At 70.7% G+C, this 14,700-nt stretch carries 20 protein-coding genes and 1 pseudogene; 13 read left to right on the forward strand and 8 right to left on the reverse strand.

What is annotated here, in order from left to right:
- Positions 1–312 precede the first annotated feature (312 nt).
- Together H5J29_RS05000 and H5J29_RS35780 are read left to right on the forward strand one after the other, a co-directional pair.
- Entirely contained in the window at positions 313–756 is a 444-nt protein-coding gene (locus H5J29_RS05000; protein WP_181779722.1) for an Hsp20/alpha crystallin family protein, read from the forward strand.
- Positions 757–1,356: 600 nt separating this feature from the next.
- Positions 1,357–2,052 (forward strand): GAF and ANTAR domain-containing protein, encoded by a 696-nt coding sequence (locus H5J29_RS35780; RefSeq protein WP_181779723.1) that lies wholly within the window; start codon positions 1,357–1,359, stop codon positions 2,050–2,052.
- A gap of 127 nt (positions 2,053–2,179) precedes the next feature.
- On the opposite strand, the gene H5J29_RS05010 is transcribed toward H5J29_RS35780, so the two are convergent.
- Both H5J29_RS05010 and H5J29_RS36105 read right to left on the reverse strand, forming a co-directional pair.
- Positions 2,180–2,563: an STAS domain-containing protein gene (locus H5J29_RS05010; protein WP_181779724.1), complete on the reverse strand. Its 384-nt coding sequence runs from the start codon at positions 2,561–2,563 to the stop codon at positions 2,180–2,182.
- A 118-nt stretch (positions 2,564–2,681) separates the two neighbouring features.
- A complete protein-coding gene (locus tag H5J29_RS36105) occupies positions 2,682–3,740 on the reverse strand; it encodes a DUF4383 domain-containing protein (RefSeq protein ID WP_312858067.1) in 1,059 nt (352 codons plus the stop codon).
- Here H5J29_RS36105 and H5J29_RS05020 point away from each other — a divergent pair.
- The gene (locus H5J29_RS05020; RefSeq protein WP_181779726.1) at positions 3,699–4,358 is read left to right on the forward strand and encodes a GAF and ANTAR domain-containing protein; all 660 of its coding nucleotides are present in this window, start codon (positions 3,699–3,701) and stop codon (positions 4,356–4,358) included. The two genes, H5J29_RS36105 and H5J29_RS05020, sit on opposite strands and share 42 nt — an antisense overlap.
- Before the next feature lie 127 nt (positions 4,359–4,485).
- On the opposite strand, the gene H5J29_RS05025 is transcribed toward H5J29_RS05020, so the two are convergent.
- Entirely contained in the window at positions 4,486–4,689 is a 204-nt protein-coding gene (locus H5J29_RS05025) for a CinA family protein (RefSeq protein WP_181779738.1), read from the reverse strand.
- 141 nt (positions 4,690–4,830) lie between these two features.
- Between H5J29_RS05025 and H5J29_RS36465 the strand changes: the two are divergent.
- Together H5J29_RS36465 and H5J29_RS34705 are read left to right on the forward strand one after the other, a co-directional pair.
- Positions 4,831–4,980, forward strand: a pseudogene (locus H5J29_RS36465) (polyphosphate kinase 2); the annotation flags it as partial.
- Between the two features lie 40 nt (positions 4,981–5,020).
- The gene (locus H5J29_RS34705; protein WP_281375855.1) at positions 5,021–5,341 is read left to right on the forward strand and encodes a polyphosphate kinase 2 family protein; all 321 of its coding nucleotides are present in this window, start codon (positions 5,021–5,023) and stop codon (positions 5,339–5,341) included.
- Positions 5,342–5,463: 122 nt separating this feature from the next.
- On the opposite strand, the gene H5J29_RS05035 is transcribed toward H5J29_RS34705, so the two are convergent.
- Positions 5,464–5,793, reverse strand: a complete 330-nt coding sequence (locus H5J29_RS05035; RefSeq protein ID WP_181779727.1) for a DUF3140 domain-containing protein — start codon at positions 5,791–5,793, stop codon at positions 5,464–5,466.
- Positions 5,794–6,074: 281 nt separating this feature from the next.
- Between H5J29_RS05035 and H5J29_RS05040 the strand changes: the two genes are divergently transcribed.
- The 4 genes from H5J29_RS05040 (at position 6,075) to H5J29_RS36115 (ending at position 8,781) form a co-directional block, all read left to right on the forward strand.
- Complete coding sequence (locus H5J29_RS05040; protein WP_181779728.1) at positions 6,075–6,515, forward strand: hypothetical protein; 441 nt, start codon at positions 6,075–6,077, stop codon at positions 6,513–6,515.
- 62 nt (positions 6,516–6,577) lie between these two features.
- Complete coding sequence (locus H5J29_RS05045; protein ID WP_181779729.1) at positions 6,578–6,796, forward strand: hypothetical protein; 219 nt, start codon at positions 6,578–6,580, stop codon at positions 6,794–6,796.
- Positions 6,797–6,916: 120 nt separating this feature from the next.
- Positions 6,917–7,144 carry an SRPBCC family protein gene (locus tag H5J29_RS36470; protein ID WP_181779730.1) on the forward strand — a complete coding sequence of 76 codons (228 nt, stop codon included), beginning with the start codon at positions 6,917–6,919 and terminating at the stop codon, positions 7,142–7,144.
- Entirely contained in the window at positions 7,141–8,781 is a 1,641-nt protein-coding gene (locus tag H5J29_RS36115) for an ATP-grasp fold amidoligase family protein (RefSeq protein WP_220187002.1), read from the forward strand. Before H5J29_RS36470 ends, H5J29_RS36115 begins: the two co-directional genes overlap by 4 nt.
- A 231-nt stretch (positions 8,782–9,012) precedes the next feature.
- Here the strand turns inward: H5J29_RS36115 and H5J29_RS05060 are convergent, their stop codons facing one another.
- Both H5J29_RS05060 and H5J29_RS05065 read right to left on the reverse strand, forming a co-directional pair.
- A complete protein-coding gene (locus H5J29_RS05060) occupies positions 9,013–9,291 on the reverse strand; it encodes a hypothetical protein (protein WP_181779731.1) in 279 nt (92 codons plus the stop codon).
- Between the two features lie 184 nt (positions 9,292–9,475).
- On the reverse strand, positions 9,476–10,312 hold the full coding sequence (locus tag H5J29_RS05065) for a PRC and DUF2382 domain-containing protein (protein ID WP_181779732.1): 837 nt from the start codon (positions 10,310–10,312) through the stop codon (positions 9,476–9,478).
- Between the two features lie 250 nt (positions 10,313–10,562).
- On the opposite strand from H5J29_RS05065, the gene H5J29_RS05070 reads away from it, so the two are divergent.
- Together H5J29_RS05070 and H5J29_RS05075 are read left to right on the forward strand one after the other, a co-directional pair.
- Entirely contained in the window at positions 10,563–11,360 is a 798-nt protein-coding gene (locus H5J29_RS05070; RefSeq protein ID WP_181779740.1) for a hypothetical protein, read from the forward strand.
- Positions 11,357–11,803 (forward strand): phage holin family protein, encoded by a 447-nt coding sequence (locus H5J29_RS05075; RefSeq protein WP_181779733.1) that lies wholly within the window; start codon positions 11,357–11,359, stop codon positions 11,801–11,803. Before H5J29_RS05070 ends, H5J29_RS05075 begins: the two co-directional genes overlap by 4 nt.
- Before the next feature lie 170 nt (positions 11,804–11,973).
- On the opposite strand, the gene H5J29_RS05080 is transcribed toward H5J29_RS05075, so the two are convergent.
- Together H5J29_RS05080 and H5J29_RS05085 are read right to left on the reverse strand one after the other, a co-directional pair.
- The gene (locus H5J29_RS05080) at positions 11,974–12,363 is read right to left on the reverse strand and encodes a hypothetical protein (RefSeq protein WP_181779734.1); all 390 of its coding nucleotides are present in this window, start codon (positions 12,361–12,363) and stop codon (positions 11,974–11,976) included.
- Positions 12,364–12,432: 69 nt separating this feature from the next.
- Positions 12,433–13,035 (reverse strand): DUF6069 family protein, encoded by a 603-nt coding sequence (locus H5J29_RS05085; RefSeq protein ID WP_181779735.1) that lies wholly within the window; start codon positions 13,033–13,035, stop codon positions 12,433–12,435.
- 110 nt (positions 13,036–13,145) lie between these two features.
- On the opposite strand from H5J29_RS05085, the gene H5J29_RS05090 reads away from it, so the two are divergent.
- On the forward strand, positions 13,146–13,523 hold the full coding sequence (locus H5J29_RS05090) for a hypothetical protein (protein ID WP_181779736.1): 378 nt from the start codon (positions 13,146–13,148) through the stop codon (positions 13,521–13,523).
- 5 nt (positions 13,524–13,528) lie between these two features.
- Complete coding sequence (locus H5J29_RS05095; protein ID WP_181779737.1) at positions 13,529–14,521, forward strand: zinc-dependent alcohol dehydrogenase family protein; 993 nt, start codon at positions 13,529–13,531, stop codon at positions 14,519–14,521.
- Positions 14,522–14,700: the final 179 nt, after the last annotated feature.

Consider the following 14,700-nt stretch of genomic DNA (forward strand, 5'->3'; position numbering starts at 1 on the left):
AGTGCTGCCTACCGGAGGTGACGAGAGAATGTATAGCGACTACTAGAAGTTAGCGCAACCCTCGACTACAAAAAAGTTCCTGGACCAAGCCTGACCCGCGCCCAGCGACCGCAGAACCCCTGCCCAGGAGCCCAGAGCGCGAACTGCGACCAGTCCGACGCCCGGCTCGGGCCTTCCCTGAACCGGTCCAGTCTGCGAACCTCTTGCGGCCTCAAAATCTCCATTGCATACTGCAGATATTCCACTTGACGACTTCAACTCTCAGGTGGGGAGCATCGCCGTCCGAAGTCGATGAGGAAGGAGTGACACGCGATGCTGATGCGTACCGACCCGTTCCGTGAACTGGACCGCATCGCCCAACAGGCCCTGGGCAACGCCGCGGGAACCTGGTCCCGCCCCGCCGCGATGCCGATGGACGCCTATCGCCACGGCGACGAGTTCGTCGTCGAGTTCGACCTTCCCGGGGTCGAGGCCGCCGCGATCGAGCTCTCGGTGGAGCGGAACGTGCTCACGGTGAAGGCCGAGCGGCACCCGACGCTGCGTGACGAGGCCGTCGAGATGCAGGTGTCCGAACGCCCGCTGGGCGTCTACTCGCGCCAGCTGTTCCTCGGCGACACCCTTGACACCGACCATATCCATGCCGATTACCAGACCGGGGTCCTGACACTGCGCATCCCGGTCGCGGAGAGGGCGAAGCCGCGGACCATCTCCATCTCTGTCGAGAACGACCCGGGGCGCCGAGAGATCGACGCCTGACCGATCTCGAGCGACCGGCTCCCAGACCGGTCCCTCTTCGCAGAGACGCAGGTGAGGCCGATGAGACCACGTGCCGACATCGAGCAGGCCGCCGCCGACGACCTGTTCGACCAGGACCGAGTGGATCGAATGTTTCTGGCCATCGTCGTGGAACTGATCGCCGATGAGCCCTGGTGCGGCACGGCGGGCGAGCGCCCGGCTCCGTGCCCACCGCGCCGTCCGCTCGTGCTGAGCGGGTTGTGCGTCCCCGCCGACCGCGGACCGGGCACCGAAGCGACCGGTCGTTCGGCTCCTCCGGGGGTCCGGGGGTGCGCCGGTCCGCGACAGGTCCTGCCCCGAGAGCGGTCGCCGCCTTCATCGAGGGGGGCAGCGCGAGGGTCGAGACATCAGATCCCCTCGGGCCGGGTGACGGGAGTGCGGCCCTGACACCGTGGACTCCCGCCACCCGGCCTGCGACACCCGGCGCCCCGCTGCCTCGGCTACGGCCTGCGGACTGCCGGGTCTTGCTTCGCGGCCGACGGCTGCCCTGCTGTGAGCGGGAGAGAACCGATGACAGATGTAGAAGCTCGCCGGGACGGGCTGAAACCGCCCGCCCCGGTCGTGAGGGCGTTCGCGCGTCTCGCGCACACGCCTCTGGATGCGGGGAGGATCGACGAGATCCTGGACCGCGTCGCCGCGGCCGCCCTCGACGTGGTGACCGGGGCGGACATCGTCAGCGTCTCTCTGCGCCGAGGGGACGGCGTGCTCGACACCCTGACGACCACCGACCCGATCGGCGTGCGACTCGACGAGCTCCAGAACCAGTTCGACGAAGGACCCTGCCTGGACGCCGACCGGGTCACCGACACGCGTATCGCCGTTTCCCGCGACCTGGCTGCGGGTCGGGAGTTTCCGAAATGGGGCCCGGCAGCAGCCGAGCTCGGCGTTGGCAGCGCCCTGGCGATCGCGCTGTCCTCCCCACAGAGCCCGCCCAGGATCGGGTCGCTCACCATCTACTCCCGCCGACCCGGCGGTCTCGACCGTGTCGACCGCGACACGGCGTTGATCCTCGCCGCTCACGCCTCGACCGCGGTCGCCGGCACACTGGCCGCGAGCCGCTCGGAACTACAAGTGACACGATTGAAGGAGGCGCTGCGCAGCCGCGATGTCATCGGCCAGGCCAAGGGCATCCTGATGGAACGTCGCGGGGTCGACGAGACGGAAGCCTTCACGATCCTCCGTGCGGCCTCGCAGTCACTCGACATCAACCTCGGCCACGTCGCCGAGACCCTCGCCTCCCGACGCGACGAGCTTTAGACCCAGCTGATGTTCGCGGAGCCCCGGTGGTGCGCCTGGCGATCGGCAGGCCGCCGCCGTACGGGTCGAGTCAGGTATGGACCACTCCGGGCCGGCTCGCCGCGTCTACGCCAGGCATGAGTCCAGTTCAGAACGCCGGTACCCCGGGCTCTACGACCAGGTCTGCCAAGGCCCGCTCCACCGTGGAGAAGGAGGGGAACTCCTGCAGGATCGCCTGCATCCGTTGCGGTAGAGGCCTGCCCACCCAGCCGGTCAGGAACAGCGGGGTCCCGCGGCGATCGGCGGCATGGTGAGCGTGTCGCAGGCACTCGAGAGCTCCCGGCTCATAGTGACCCACCGCCTCCAGGTCGATGACCAGTGAGCCCGACGACTCGACGGCGTCCACCACGGCGAGCTGGGAGTCGACCAGCCGGAGCAGACGGGCTGCCCCGCGCCTGGTCAGAGCGCCCCGTACCCGGATGAGCCTGCACCCGCCGCCGTGGACCTCGACCGCCAGCTGAAGAGCCTCCACCTCGATCACCCTTTACAGACGTATACACACCATCGTGCGCTAGGGGAATGCCCGACGCCGACCATGTCCACACCCCCACCGCCACCGAGATGCCCTGACCACCGCCCGGCGTCCCGTGTCAGGCTTGGTCCGGTCGCTGTGCGGCCTCGTCCGTCCGGTTCCGCGCTTGCCCACGGTCGCCCGAGCCCACCGCGCTACGGTCGGGACCGACCGCGACCACCAGCCCCAGCACAGCGATGATCACAGCCACGATGATCGCCGGCACGTTCATGCTGAGCACGTCGATCCCGGGCTGGAGGACCCCCGCGACACCCAACCCGGCCATCACCAGCCCGACCGCGACGAGAAGCCACCCGTAAGCCCGCGCGGTGCTCAGCCGGGTGGCGCACATCAATCCGACCGCCCCCAGAGCGAGGTGGATGATGTTGCGTAGGGGCGAGACCTGGACGCCCAGCAGGGTACGACCCGCGTCGCCCTGGGTCATGTCCTCGAACGCCGTCGGCCAGAACCCGATCATCCCGAACAGGATCAGGGCCAGCCCCACGATCAGGCACATCAGCTGGGGCCAGGGAAACCTGGCCGGACCCCTGGACGCGCTCGCGTGTTCGGACATGTCATCCCTTCCCCTGCGCAGCGACCCGGCCGGACGGACCCGCTCGGCGTCAGCCGGATCGCTACCCCCGCCATCTCTCACCGAAACCGCGCCGGCACTGACCGGGCCTGAGCCGACCTGCGGCGCGGTGCTCGCCGAGGGCTCAACGGATCGTCTCGACAGGACCGCTCGTGCGACGCGAAGCCCGCGCGGCGTCGGCCCCGGGGCGGGGCTCCCGGACGCGCTACCCTGACAGCGGATCCAACCCGGGCGCGGTCGGGCCGACGCCGCCCTACTTCCCTGGTAAGCGGGTCGGCCCGGTCGGCAGTCTGCTCTACCGGCCGGGCCTCGGAACCTCACGTGCGCGCACTGCAGTGGTTCCTTGGGCTGAGGGTGCTCGGCCGCTCCGGATCGAAACCTCGCAGGTGGGCGGCTACTGTCCCGGGAGTGGGAGATGCTGAGGGGCAAGGCCTCGCCGAAGCGTTCGCCCTGATCGCGCGTGAGCTCCAGGCGAAGTCGGGTCCTGTGCCGACCCAGCGACTGGTGACGAAGACGGCGGTCGACGTCGTCGAGGGCTGCGATCATGCCGCGATCTCGCTGGTCCACCGACACGGGAAGGTCACCACGGTCGCCCCGACGCACGAGGTGGCGGTCCAGGTGGACGCGATCCAGTACGAGACCGGGCAGGGGCCGTGCGTCGACTCCATCGCCGAGCACGAGGTCTACCTCAGCGACGATCTCGCCGTCGACAGCCGGTGGCCGCGGTTCAGCAGGCGAGCGGCCGAGGAGACCGGTGTGCGCAGCATCTTGACGTTTCGGCTGTTCGTCGACGACGGGACCTTGGGGGCGTTGAACCTCTACTCCCGCAGCGTCGGCGCCTTCGATCACCAGGCTCGAGAGGTGGGGGCGCTCCTCGCGGCTCATGCGGCGATCGCGATGGACGCTGCCCAGGCCCATCTGCACGCCGCGCAGCTCGACGAGGCACTGCTGAGCAACCGCCGGATCGGGATCGCGATGGGCATCCTGATGGTCACCCGGCACCTGACCGAGGACCAGGCGTTCGCGCTGCTCAAACAGGCGTCGCAGTACCTCAACGTCAAGCTGCGCAATGTCGCCGGAGCGATCATCGAGGCCGGCGAGCTCCCTTCCAGCAGAGCCCGTCCCGGCCCGGCCCGCTCCGGCACGGAACCGGGCAGCGGCTAGACCCTGCCGTCGTCGCGACGTGATCGAGTAAGCGTCACCTGGATACTCGGGGCTCACCCGCGACAGGGTCTCCGGAGCAGTGCTCTCGGCAGTGCTGTCGCCGCTCTGTGCGCAAACGGTGTCGCCCTCATGTGACCTGGTCGCCGTGTCGCGCCGAGGAGCAACCATCGGGCACGTTCAACAGGTCGTGTTTGACCTCGCCGGCGTAGGCCACGATGGCGCCGCGGAACCATGTCGACGCCCCCTCGGCGCGGGCGAGCGCCGACGCCACCATGCCTCCGGTCAAGGACTCCGCGACCGAGCGTTCGGCCGCCGTCGCGAATTCGGCCACCCGCGCGGCGAGGTCATCGAGGGTTGGGTCCGTTCATCGTGCCTGTCGCCTTTCGGTCGGAACCCGGGTGACGCCAGGCGTCGCCGGCTCGGTACCCGGCTACCCGGAAACCGCCGCACCTCGGCCGCCGAGGTCGGGGGGCTGTCCCGGACGTGCAGGTCTTCCGAACACCTCGACCCCCGCGGCGCCCGGGTGGTGGCGCTGGAGAAGCCCACCGCCCGCGAGCAGGGCGAGTGGTACTTCCAACGCTGTTTCGCGACGCTGCCCACGGCAGGTGAGATCGTGCTGTTCGACCGGTCCTGGGTACAACCGCGCCGTCGTCGAACCCATCATGGGCTTCTGCACCGACGGGCAGTACCAGGAGTTCCTGACCCAGGTCCCCAGCATGGAGCAGGCGCTCGTCGACGACGGCACCCAGCTGGTCGAGCTCTGGTTCTCCGTCTCCCGGGCCGAGCAACGCACCCGGTTCCTGATCCGGGTGATCGACCCCCCGCGCCAGTGGAAGCTCAGCCCGGTCGATCTGGCCGCGCTCGAGCACTGGGACGACTACACCCGAGCCGAACAGGCCATGTTCGACGCCACCGTCACCCCCGCCGCGCCGTGGACCGTGGTGCGCAGCAACGACAGCGCCGCGGCCGCATCGCCGCGATGAGCTGAGTGCCGTCCACACTCGACTACCCCGACGAGGACCCCGAGGCCGTCGGGCGCCCGGACCCGCTCGTCGTCGGCCCACCGGACCAGGTCTCCGAGGCCGGCGAGCGCGACTGACCGGCCTCACTTCTCGGGATCGTGCCCCCAGTTCATCAGCGAGTGGCGCCAGGTCGAGGCGGTGACGTCGCCCTTGGGCCGCTGCGCAAGGTGCCGGTGCACGTAGCCGACGACCTTGCGCATGTGCTTCTCGTCCGCGTCGGTGAGATCGGCTTTCTTGGTCTGGAGGATCTCCACGATCCGGCGGCCGGACTCGTGGCCCACGGACTCGCCACCGTCGTGCCGGCCCGCGCACTTCGACTCGTCGGTTCCCAACCACTTCTCCAGCTCCGACGCGGTCATGTTCACGGCCTCGTCGAACTCGGTGCGGACATCGTCGCTGCTCTTCTCGCCCATGACAGTCGGTACCCGCGCGCCGAGCGCCGGAACATCGCTCGCCGCGGCGGAGCACGCAGTTCTCGTTCCCTCGGCCGGGACCACCGAGCCCACCGGGTCCGGCCGTGCCGGGGGGTCAGTACCCACGCGACGGGCTCCTGCGAGGTCGTAGGGGCTCTCCGCCGACGACCCTCATGGCGGGACGGGGTCCGCTGGCCGGAGGTCGCGGAATCTCCACTTGCGAAGTCGCAATCCTGCACTGCAGACTAGAGATATTCGACCGGGAGAGAAGGAGCCCCGCAATGACCCTCGCCAAGGTCTGGCTGCAGCTGCGCGACGGTGACCTGGTCCGCGCCGACCAGGTCAGTGAGATCGTGGTCCACCCCTCGCCGCGGGCAACCGGTTCGGAACGGTGGCTGGTCGACGTCGTCGTGCCCGTCCCGACGGGAGCAGGCGACCGCGGAGGGTGGCGTTCCGGCCCCCTGCACCGCACCCTCGCCCAGTGCGACGGCGAACCGCACGGCGTCCAGGTCGCCCTCGCCCGGCTGCTGGCCCGCCTCGACGACCTCGACGCCGCGGGCGTGGTGCACGCCCAGGTCGCCACCGCGGCCGATGGTTCCTGGAGGCGGCCGGAGCTGCGATTCCTGTTCTCCCGCTTCGACACGATGGATCAGCCGGAGCCCGCGGCCGAGGACGGCGAGGCCCGTCGACACGACGACACGGCGCCCGCGATGTCCGGCTGAGAATCCCTGATTCCGGCCGCTCACCGCCGGCCCCACCCCTGCACCACCGAAGGACGGAGAAGATGAACGAGGTCACGCTCGTCTCCACGGACCAGAACGACATGCCGACCCGCACCGGCGGGTACGGACGATGCGCGTCGTGCGGGAATCTCAAGGCGCTCGACCAGTTCGGGCATCCTCACCCGCACAATCGCTTCGACTACCGATCCTCGAGGTTCGAAGTGCGGCGTTGCGAGGGCGAGCGTTTCCCGGCACGGCGACAGACAGCGGATGCCGCTTGACAGCCTGGCTCGAACGTCGCAACGCCGATCGCCCCGGCTGGCGCTCCGTCTGCCTTTCGAGCCGACCGACGCCCGCCGGTCCAGAGACCCCTCGCCTGAGGGACTGGAGGCGCAAAAGCAATGAATGTGCAGGTACGACGCCGGATCCCGGCGAGTCCGGAACGGGTCTTCGCCGTCCTCTCCGACGGGTGGAGCTATCCGTTGTGGGTCGTGGGCGTCACTCATATGCGAGCCGTCGACCAGGGCTATCCCGCCGTCGGCACCCGGTTGCACCACAGCGTCGGGACCTGGCCTTTTCATCCACATGGTCGGTTTCGGCAGCCCCTGACCGGGCACGCTGCCGAGTGATCCGCGCGCTGTTCGCCGCCTTGGCCCGGCTCCGCCGGGCACGCGCCTTCCATCCAGATGGCGTGCTCCTGGAAGGCGAGCTGTGCCTCGACGAGAACACCATCTTGGCAGCAGTCCTCCGCCCTGGGCCTCGACGCGTCCTTGCGCGACTCTCGAAGGGGGCCGGCACCCCGGGATCCCGCCCAGACCTCTTGGGCGCGGCTCTGCGGGTACGACCGAACGCGACCGACGGGACGGTCGACCTGCTGTTCACCAGCTCCACCGCGGGGGGCTTCCTGCTCGCGCCTGCCACGGGCTGGTGCACGCCCACCTACAGCACCCTGCTCCGCTTCCGCACGCCCGCCGGGCCCGTCCGGCTGCTCCTCGAGCCGACGCCGAAGATGCCCCGGCCGGTGGCCGGTCCCGCCGCCGCGGCCGCCACCGCCAGAACCGACGGCCTCACCTTCCAGGTCGTCGAGCAGCAGGCAGGCCGGCCGCGACGCCACGCGGGCAGCCTCGTCCTCACCGCCGAGAGTCACGAGACGCTCGCCTTCGACCCCGTACTCCACAGCCACCCGAACCTGGCTGCGACTGGAATCCTGGCCGAGTTGCGGAAACGCGCGTATCGAGGGTCACGACAAGGGCGCGGCGCGTGTCTGACCGAGATGCCGCGAGGAGTCACGGCGGACCGCGATGAGAAGCGGCCGTGGCATGAGCCGGTGGCTCCGCCGCACGGAGAACGCTCAAGGCGACCCGCCCTTACCGGCACCGTAGGTGTCCGATGGCGCGAGCGGAGCCGACTGGTGCGGGCGGTCCGGCTGTGGCGCACCCGGAATCCCCGCACGTTTCGCGAGAAGGTGCGCTACAAGATGCTGCGCGACCATCGCGAGCTCGTCGTGACCTTCGCTGACAAGGTCGCGGTCCGGAACTACGTCGCCGCCGTGGTCGGAGACCGCTACCTGCCGCGCGCACACGCGATCGTCGACGATCCCGCGGCCCTGCACGACCTGGTGCTTCCCGACGCCTACGTGGTCAAGCCGACGCACGGCAGCGGCACAGCCATCGTCGTCTCGGAGCGTGCTCCCGCGGACGCGCGCCTGCCGACGGAACCAGGCAGTTGGGTCTATCGGCACGTCCGACCGGGGTTCGCGCCGCGCGACGACGTCATGCGCATCGCCGGGGGCTGGGTGGCCCAGCTCTACGGCCGGGGGCCGAACCACGAGTGGGTGTATGGGCGGATGCCGCGCCGGATCATCGTCGAGGAGCTGCTCGCGGGAGTGGACGGCGCGATCCCCGACGACTACAAGTTCTTCGTCTTTCACGGCAGATGCGCCTTCGTGCAGGTCGACGCCGGGCGGTTCGGACGGCGCACTCAAGACTTCTTCCGGCCTGACTGGCGACACCTGCCGCTCAGCGGTGGGCCCCCTTGGGCCGAGCCCGAACCGGCGAAGCCCGCGTGCCTGACCGAGATGATCGAGGTGGCCGAGCGGCTCGGCGCCGAGACCGATTTCGTACGTGTCGACCTCTACGACATCGACGGGCGTGTGGTCTTCGGCGAGCTGACCAGCTTTCCCGCCGGCGGGGACAGCCCGTTCGAACCCGAGTCCTTCAACGAAGAGTTCGGTCGCCCGTGGACGCCACCGCGGCGCTACCGGTGACCGGCGGCGCCAAGACTCTCAACCCTGGGCCGTGTTCGACCATTCGAAGGAGGCAGAGAGAGCGACAGGAGATCGCCCGGCTATCGAGCCCTGCGTCATTCTGCAAGGCTAGGTCTCGGGCCCACCCCATGAGGTCCTCGGTCGCCTGGCTCAGGCGGTTCAGCATGGTTGCTGGGCGACTCAGCTACCTGCGGGCTTTCGAGACGCAGTGGCTGCTCACCATCGCGACGGTCAGTCCGTTCGCCGGCGCCGGATCATCACCGTCATCACCGCGACGGCGACTGTCGCGACCGCGGCACCCACCACCGCCGGACTCCATGCCTTCCGAATCCGGGCAGCGAAGTCGAAGCGGGCTAGAAGCTCGTGAGCGGTCTCCCCGAGCTCGTCGCGGTCCTGCTCGATCCGCTGCGTATGGTCATCGCGCAGGCGCTCGACCTCACGCTGCACTTCCGCACGGAGCGCACCCGACGTCATTTTCGTCCCGTCGACGACCGGGCGGCTCGGCGACACGGCGTTCGATTCTCCACTCGTTGTCATCGATTTCCCCCGAATGGTCGACCAGCCGTCCAGCCCCTCTACTGGGGCGAAGAACTGGACGGCATCTTCTGAACAGAATGCAGTCAATTGATGAGTGACTTCGTCGATGACCGCAGCCGACCGACTATGCGCCCTGTCTTTGCGGTCGCGACATCGGTCAGCGGTCGGTCTCCTCGACGCCGGAGCTCTCGATCTGCTCCTTGCGCACCTCGCCGGACACCTTCTCGTGCTCGGTCACGGTCTCCTTGCCGATCCGGACCCGCTCAACCGGTACCGCCTCGGTCTGCGTGACCGGACGCTCGGCGTGCAGCGTGACCTCGTGCTCCTCCTCGGAGATCGACGGCCCGTCGACGGCGTCGCCCACGGAGGCCTCGGTGATCGGCTCGCGCTCGATCCGCACCTCCTCGTGGGAGACCGGCACGGTCTGCGTCACGTTCTCGGTCACCACGTACTTGCGCAGCCGCGCGCGACCGACCTCCGTCGTCTCGGTACCGACGCGCATCCGCTCCTCCGACCGCGTCATCGCGTCGTCGGTGGTGGGACCGGACGTGTCGCGACCGACCGCGGTGTCGACCCGGTCACTGTCGTGGTCGAATGTCCGCTCACCGGCTCCGAACTGCTGGTTCTCCGAACCGGTCCGGGTCTGGTCACCGGTCTGCGCGGTGACCGTCTCGCCGCCGTAGGACACGCCGTAGTGCTCGAACAGCTCGACCTCGTCCTGGGGGCTGAGCTCGCGCTCCGGGTCGTGATGCGGCGCCGACGACAACGCTTCCTTGTCGAACGGCACCCGCAGGTCGTCGCCCGCGGTGTCGGCGGTGGCCAGCGGGACCAAGGACACGTGCGACCCGAACAGACCACTCTTCACCGCCGCCCACTCCGGACGCTGGGTGTCGTTGTCGAGGTAGACGCCGTCCACCTTGCCGAGCTTCTCGCCGTCCCGACCGATCACGGCCTTGCCGTAGAGCGTGGACGGGTCAGTGATGTTCAAGGTCATGACAGCTCCGTTTCGTCGTTGGCTATCGGACTGGGATGCAGTCGGCCGCCGGATAGCCCACAGACGGGGGGCTCCACACTTCTTCTCGCCATGATTTTTCTGGGCATCTCTTTCCGCTGGTGGGCGCCCGGGATCGGCGGAGCAATAGGCTGAACATTGCGCCATTCGGTTGAAGTCGGCGGAAAATGCTCAGGGGTGGGTATCACCGATCTCTGCACGACCACCCGCCCGCATCACCGAGGAGAACACGATGACGACCCTGCCCACGAGCGGATCATCACCGGGCACGACCGGCGAGAGTCCGACAGATCCGCTGCCCCGCGTCGCCCAGAACGAGGCGGCGACGGTCGGCCAGACGGCCGCGGATGCGAGCAGACAGGTCGCCGGCGCCGCCGCCGAGCAGGCCGCCCAGGTAGGGCAGGAAGCACGCAGCCAGGCGAAGGACCTTCTCGCCCAAGCCCGCCGACAAGCCACCGACCAGGCCCGCTCTGGGCAGCAGAAAGCCGGCGAGAGCCTGCAGGCTCTCGCCTTCGAGCTGCATGAGATGGCAACGGCTGGGGAACGTCCCGGTCCGGTCTCCGACCTGGCCGAGCAGGCCGCCGGGCGGCTCGAGTCCGCCTCACGTTGGTTGTCCGAGCGCGAGCCCGGTGACCTCGTCGACGAGGTCCGCGGGCTCGCTCGACGCCGCCCCGGCGCCTTCCTGATCGGTGCGGCTGCGGCCGGGCTCCTGGTGGGACGGCTGACGCGCGGCGCGATCGACGCCAATCGCGACACCAACTCCCCCACCGCGCCAGGGTCAACGACCGCGCCCGCCCCCGCCACCACACCGCCGCCTGCCCCGGAGCCGTACGCCGACCCGTACGGCGGTGCCCCGCCGCGAACCGCGCACGACCCTGGACGTCCTGCCCCCACACCACCCGCAGCACAGTGGACCGACACGGGCCGGGTGCCGTCCCACGCCCCTCGCCCCGGAGCCACGACCGTCGGCGAGTACGTCGAGGAGCTGGAACGCCGCGCCGAGCATCCCTACCCCGGTGACCCCCGATGACGGCCCCAGGCCGGCCGGCTGGCGCCCATCCCGCCCGACACGCCGCACCCGCCGAAGACGACCATTCCGTCGGTGAGCTGATCGGCGACGTCACCAGGGATCTCTCCACGCTGATGCGCCAGGAGCTGGCGCTGGCGCAGGCCGAGCTCAAGCAGGAGGCCGCCAAGACCGGCAAGGCCGCGGGCGCATTCGGCGGGGCGGGCTTCGCCGCCTGGTTCGTCGTGCTGTTCCTGTCGCTGGCCGCCTGGGCGGGCCTGTCCAACCTGATGGATCCCGGCTGGGCCGCCCTGATCGTCGCGGTCGTCTGGGCGGTCGTCGCCGGGGTCCTGTTCGTCACCGGCCGCAGCACGTTCCGCAAGGTCCATCCCAAGCCCGAGCGCACCGTCGACACGCTCGCCCAGGTACCCGACGCCCTCAAGGGCCACCGAGGAGACACCCCGTGACCACCCCGACCACTCCCGACGATCCCGACCGGCTGCGCCGCGAGATCGAAGCCACCCGGGCCTGCTCGGCCCCGACGACGTCCATCCCACGGTGCGCGGCCGGACCGTCCTGGCCGAGGCGATCCGCCAGGCCCTCGGCTGACCCGGCCAGCTCAGCCGACTCAGCCGACTCAGCCGACGAAGCGCTTCTCCAGCTCGGCGAAGAAGGCGTCGACCAGGGCCTGCGTGGTCGGCAGGTCCAGCGCGACCCGCTCCCCCGGCCGCACCCCGGTCACCGACTTCTCCGGCACCCACTTGATCGCCTTCTGGTCCACGAACACGTCGCCGGTCAGGAACGAGGCGGCCAACAGCTCGACCTCGGTGAGCGGGTTCGTGTCCTTGCCCGAGACCGGGCGGACCCGGTGCACGTACAGCCGGTCCAGCACGAGCACCAGGCCCGAGGTGAAGACCGGCTCGTAGTCACCGGTCTCCGGCAGCGCGCGGTAGGCGGCCAGCTGCGCGTCGATCCGGGCACGGCCTGCCGTGAGCTCCTCGCGGGTGTAGTCCTTGCGTCCCAGCACGGTGGTCTCCTTCTCCTCGGTCCCCCACCGTGTCGTGTGGGGTCGGGAAAACGTGACTCCGCTGTCCTGCTAGCGCGTCCTCGTCGACGGACCCCGGCGCGCGGAGGCCCCCGCGCCCGCGACCAGGCTGCTGATCACCAGGCCGATCACCAGGTAGATGACGGCGCTGGTCACGCGCTCGGCGATCGGCCCGCTCCCGAGCAGCGGCAGCAGCGCCACGACCACCGTCACCAGCCCGACGATCCACGACAGGTACGTCATCGGCCGCGGCGTCGAGAGCAGCAACAGGTGCGCGAGCCCGGTCGCGGCCAGCGCGGCCACCGCGGACAGCACGCACAGCAGCACGGTCCGCGAGTCGCCGAGGACGCCGGACTCGGCCGGGCCGTTGAACGCGATCCGCAGCACGGCCCGGACCAGCAGGGTCCCGACCATCGCGACGAGGGCCGCCACGATCGCCGTCGCGATGCCCGCGGCCCACAGCTTACCCGCGTCGACCGTCGGCTTCGGCGGGCGCGGCGGCTCGTACTGGCCCGCGGGCTCGTACTGGCCGGCGGGCTCGTACTGCCGCGGCTGCTCGTACTGACCCGGCTGCGGCTCGCGGCCGAACTGGCGGGTCTGCTCGTCGCGGTCCCAGGTGCCGTACCCGCCACCCTGTCCGTAACCGCCTGCCATCCCTGTTCCCCCTCGTCGCGCGTGTCGGCCGTCAGTCTTGCCCTCCGGCCCCGGCGAGGGAAGCCGCCACGGCGGCACGACCGGGTGGGTCGGGGGCTTACGCTGAGCGCGTGAGCGCGCCCACCCTGTCCCCGCCGAAGCTCCTGCTGGGTCTCGTCGCCGCCGCCGCGGTGGCGCACGGTGGGCTGGCCGTGGTCGGCGGCGCGCTGTGGGCGCAGGTGTTCTCGGCGGTGCTGTGCGCGGTCGCGCTGGTGGTCGTCGGGTTGCTGGTCACGCGCCCCACTCCCGCGGTCGTGCTCGGCACGGCGGTGTTCGGGATGCTCGGCGTGGCGAGCTTCCTCGCCGTCCTCGGGGTGGCCCTGGCCTCGGGCGGGAACCCGGTCGCCGGCTGGATCGGGCCCTGGGGGATCGCCGGGGTCATCGTGGACTCGTCCGTCGTCCGGATCGCGGCGGCCGTGCTGCGGCGCTCCGAGCAGAACCGCGGCTGACGGGGGTGCGCGCCGTCCGGTTCCACGAGCTCGGCGGCCCCGAGGTCCTGCGGATCGAGGAGGTCCCGGTGCGCGCGCCCGGGCCCGGCGAGGTCCGGATCCGGGTCGACGCCGTCGGCCTCAACCGGGCCGAGGTGAACTTCCGCCGCGGCACCTACCTGGACGACCCGCGGCTGCCCGCGGGCCTGGGCACGGAGGCCGCCGGCGAGGTCCTGGAGGTCGGGCCGGGGGTCACCGGATGGACGGCCGGGGACGCGGTGAGCGTGATCCCGGCCTTCTCCCAGAACGACCATCCGGTGTACGCCGAGGAGGCGGTCGTGCCCGCCGCGGCACTGGTCGCGCGGCCCGCGGGGATGGACGCGATCACCGGCGCCGCCGTCTGGATGCCGTACGTGACGGTCTACGGGATGGTCGGCGAGGTCGTGCGGGTGCGGCCCGGGGACCGCGTGGTGGTCACCGCCGCGTCGAACAGCATCGGGCTCGCCGCGATCCAGGTGCTGCGCCACCTGGGTGCCGAGGTCGTGGTGACCACCCCGGCCGAGGAACAGGTGGCGGGGCTGCGCGCGGCAGGCGCCGAGCGCGTCGTGGTGAGCGGCCCCTACGCGGGCGACTTCCCCCTGGCCCGAGCCCTGCTCGCCGAGCTCGGTCCGGCCGATCTCGTGCTCGACGCCGTCGGCGGGCCCCAGGTCGCCCAGCTCGTGCAGGCCTGCGCCCCGGGGGCGAGCGTGCTCGTGCACGGTGGCCTCTCCGGCCTGCCGACCCCGCTCCCGGGCGGCGGGTACGCGGCGGTCTGGCTGCGGCGGTACCGCGTCTTCGAGGTCACGGGCGATCCCGCGGCGCTGCGCCGCGCCGTGGCGTTCGTCCGCGCGGGCCTGGCGTGCGGGGCGCTGCGCCCGGTGATCGACCGCGTCTTCGCCTTCGACGACGTCGTGGCCGCCCACGAGTACCTCGACTCCCCCGACCGCGCCCCGGGTAAGCCGGTCCTCCGCATCCCCTGACGGTGGGTGGTCAGGACCAGGGGCGGGTCGAGCGTTCGGCCCAGTAGGTCTCGGCGGGCTCGGCGAGGTCGAGCAGATCGTCCTCCACCTCGGCCGGCACCTTCACCGCGGTCGCCGCGACGTTGCTCGCGACCTGCTCGGGGCTCGCCGCGCCGGACAGCACGGTCCCCGCCCAGGGC

Source organism: Pseudonocardia pini (assembly GCF_013870575.1).
Taxonomy (GTDB): domain Bacteria; phylum Actinomycetota; class Actinomycetes; order Mycobacteriales; family Pseudonocardiaceae; genus Pseudonocardia; species Pseudonocardia pini.

Excerpts from the sequence above, each read along its gene's own strand:
- H5J29_RS05000 (WP_181779722.1), top strand. The coding sequence starts at position 313 with ATGCTGATGCGTACCGACCCGTTCCGTGAACTGGACCGCATCGCCCAA.
- H5J29_RS36105 (WP_312858067.1), bottom strand. The coding sequence starts at position 3,740 with ATGATCGCAGCCCTCGACGACGTCGACCGCCGTCTTCGTCACCAGTCG.
- H5J29_RS34705 (WP_281375855.1), top strand. The coding sequence starts at position 5,021 with ATGGGCTTCTGCACCGACGGGCAGTACCAGGAGTTCCTGACCCAGGTC.
- H5J29_RS05035 (WP_181779727.1), bottom strand. The coding sequence starts at position 5,793 with ATGGGCGAGAAGAGCAGCGACGATGTCCGCACCGAGTTCGACGAGGCC.
- H5J29_RS05040 (WP_181779728.1), top strand. The coding sequence starts at position 6,075 with ATGACCCTCGCCAAGGTCTGGCTGCAGCTGCGCGACGGTGACCTGGTC.
- H5J29_RS05045 (WP_181779729.1), top strand. The coding sequence starts at position 6,578 with ATGAACGAGGTCACGCTCGTCTCCACGGACCAGAACGACATGCCGACC.
- H5J29_RS36470 (WP_181779730.1), top strand. The coding sequence starts at position 6,917 with ATGAATGTGCAGGTACGACGCCGGATCCCGGCGAGTCCGGAACGGGTC.
- H5J29_RS05065 (WP_181779732.1), bottom strand. The coding sequence starts at position 10,312 with ATGACCTTGAACATCACTGACCCGTCCACGCTCTACGGCAAGGCCGTG.
- H5J29_RS05070 (WP_181779740.1), top strand. The coding sequence starts at position 10,563 with ATGACGACCCTGCCCACGAGCGGATCATCACCGGGCACGACCGGCGAG.
- H5J29_RS05075 (WP_181779733.1), top strand. The coding sequence starts at position 11,357 with ATGACGGCCCCAGGCCGGCCGGCTGGCGCCCATCCCGCCCGACACGCC.
- H5J29_RS05085 (WP_181779735.1), bottom strand. The coding sequence starts at position 13,035 with ATGGCAGGCGGTTACGGACAGGGTGGCGGGTACGGCACCTGGGACCGC.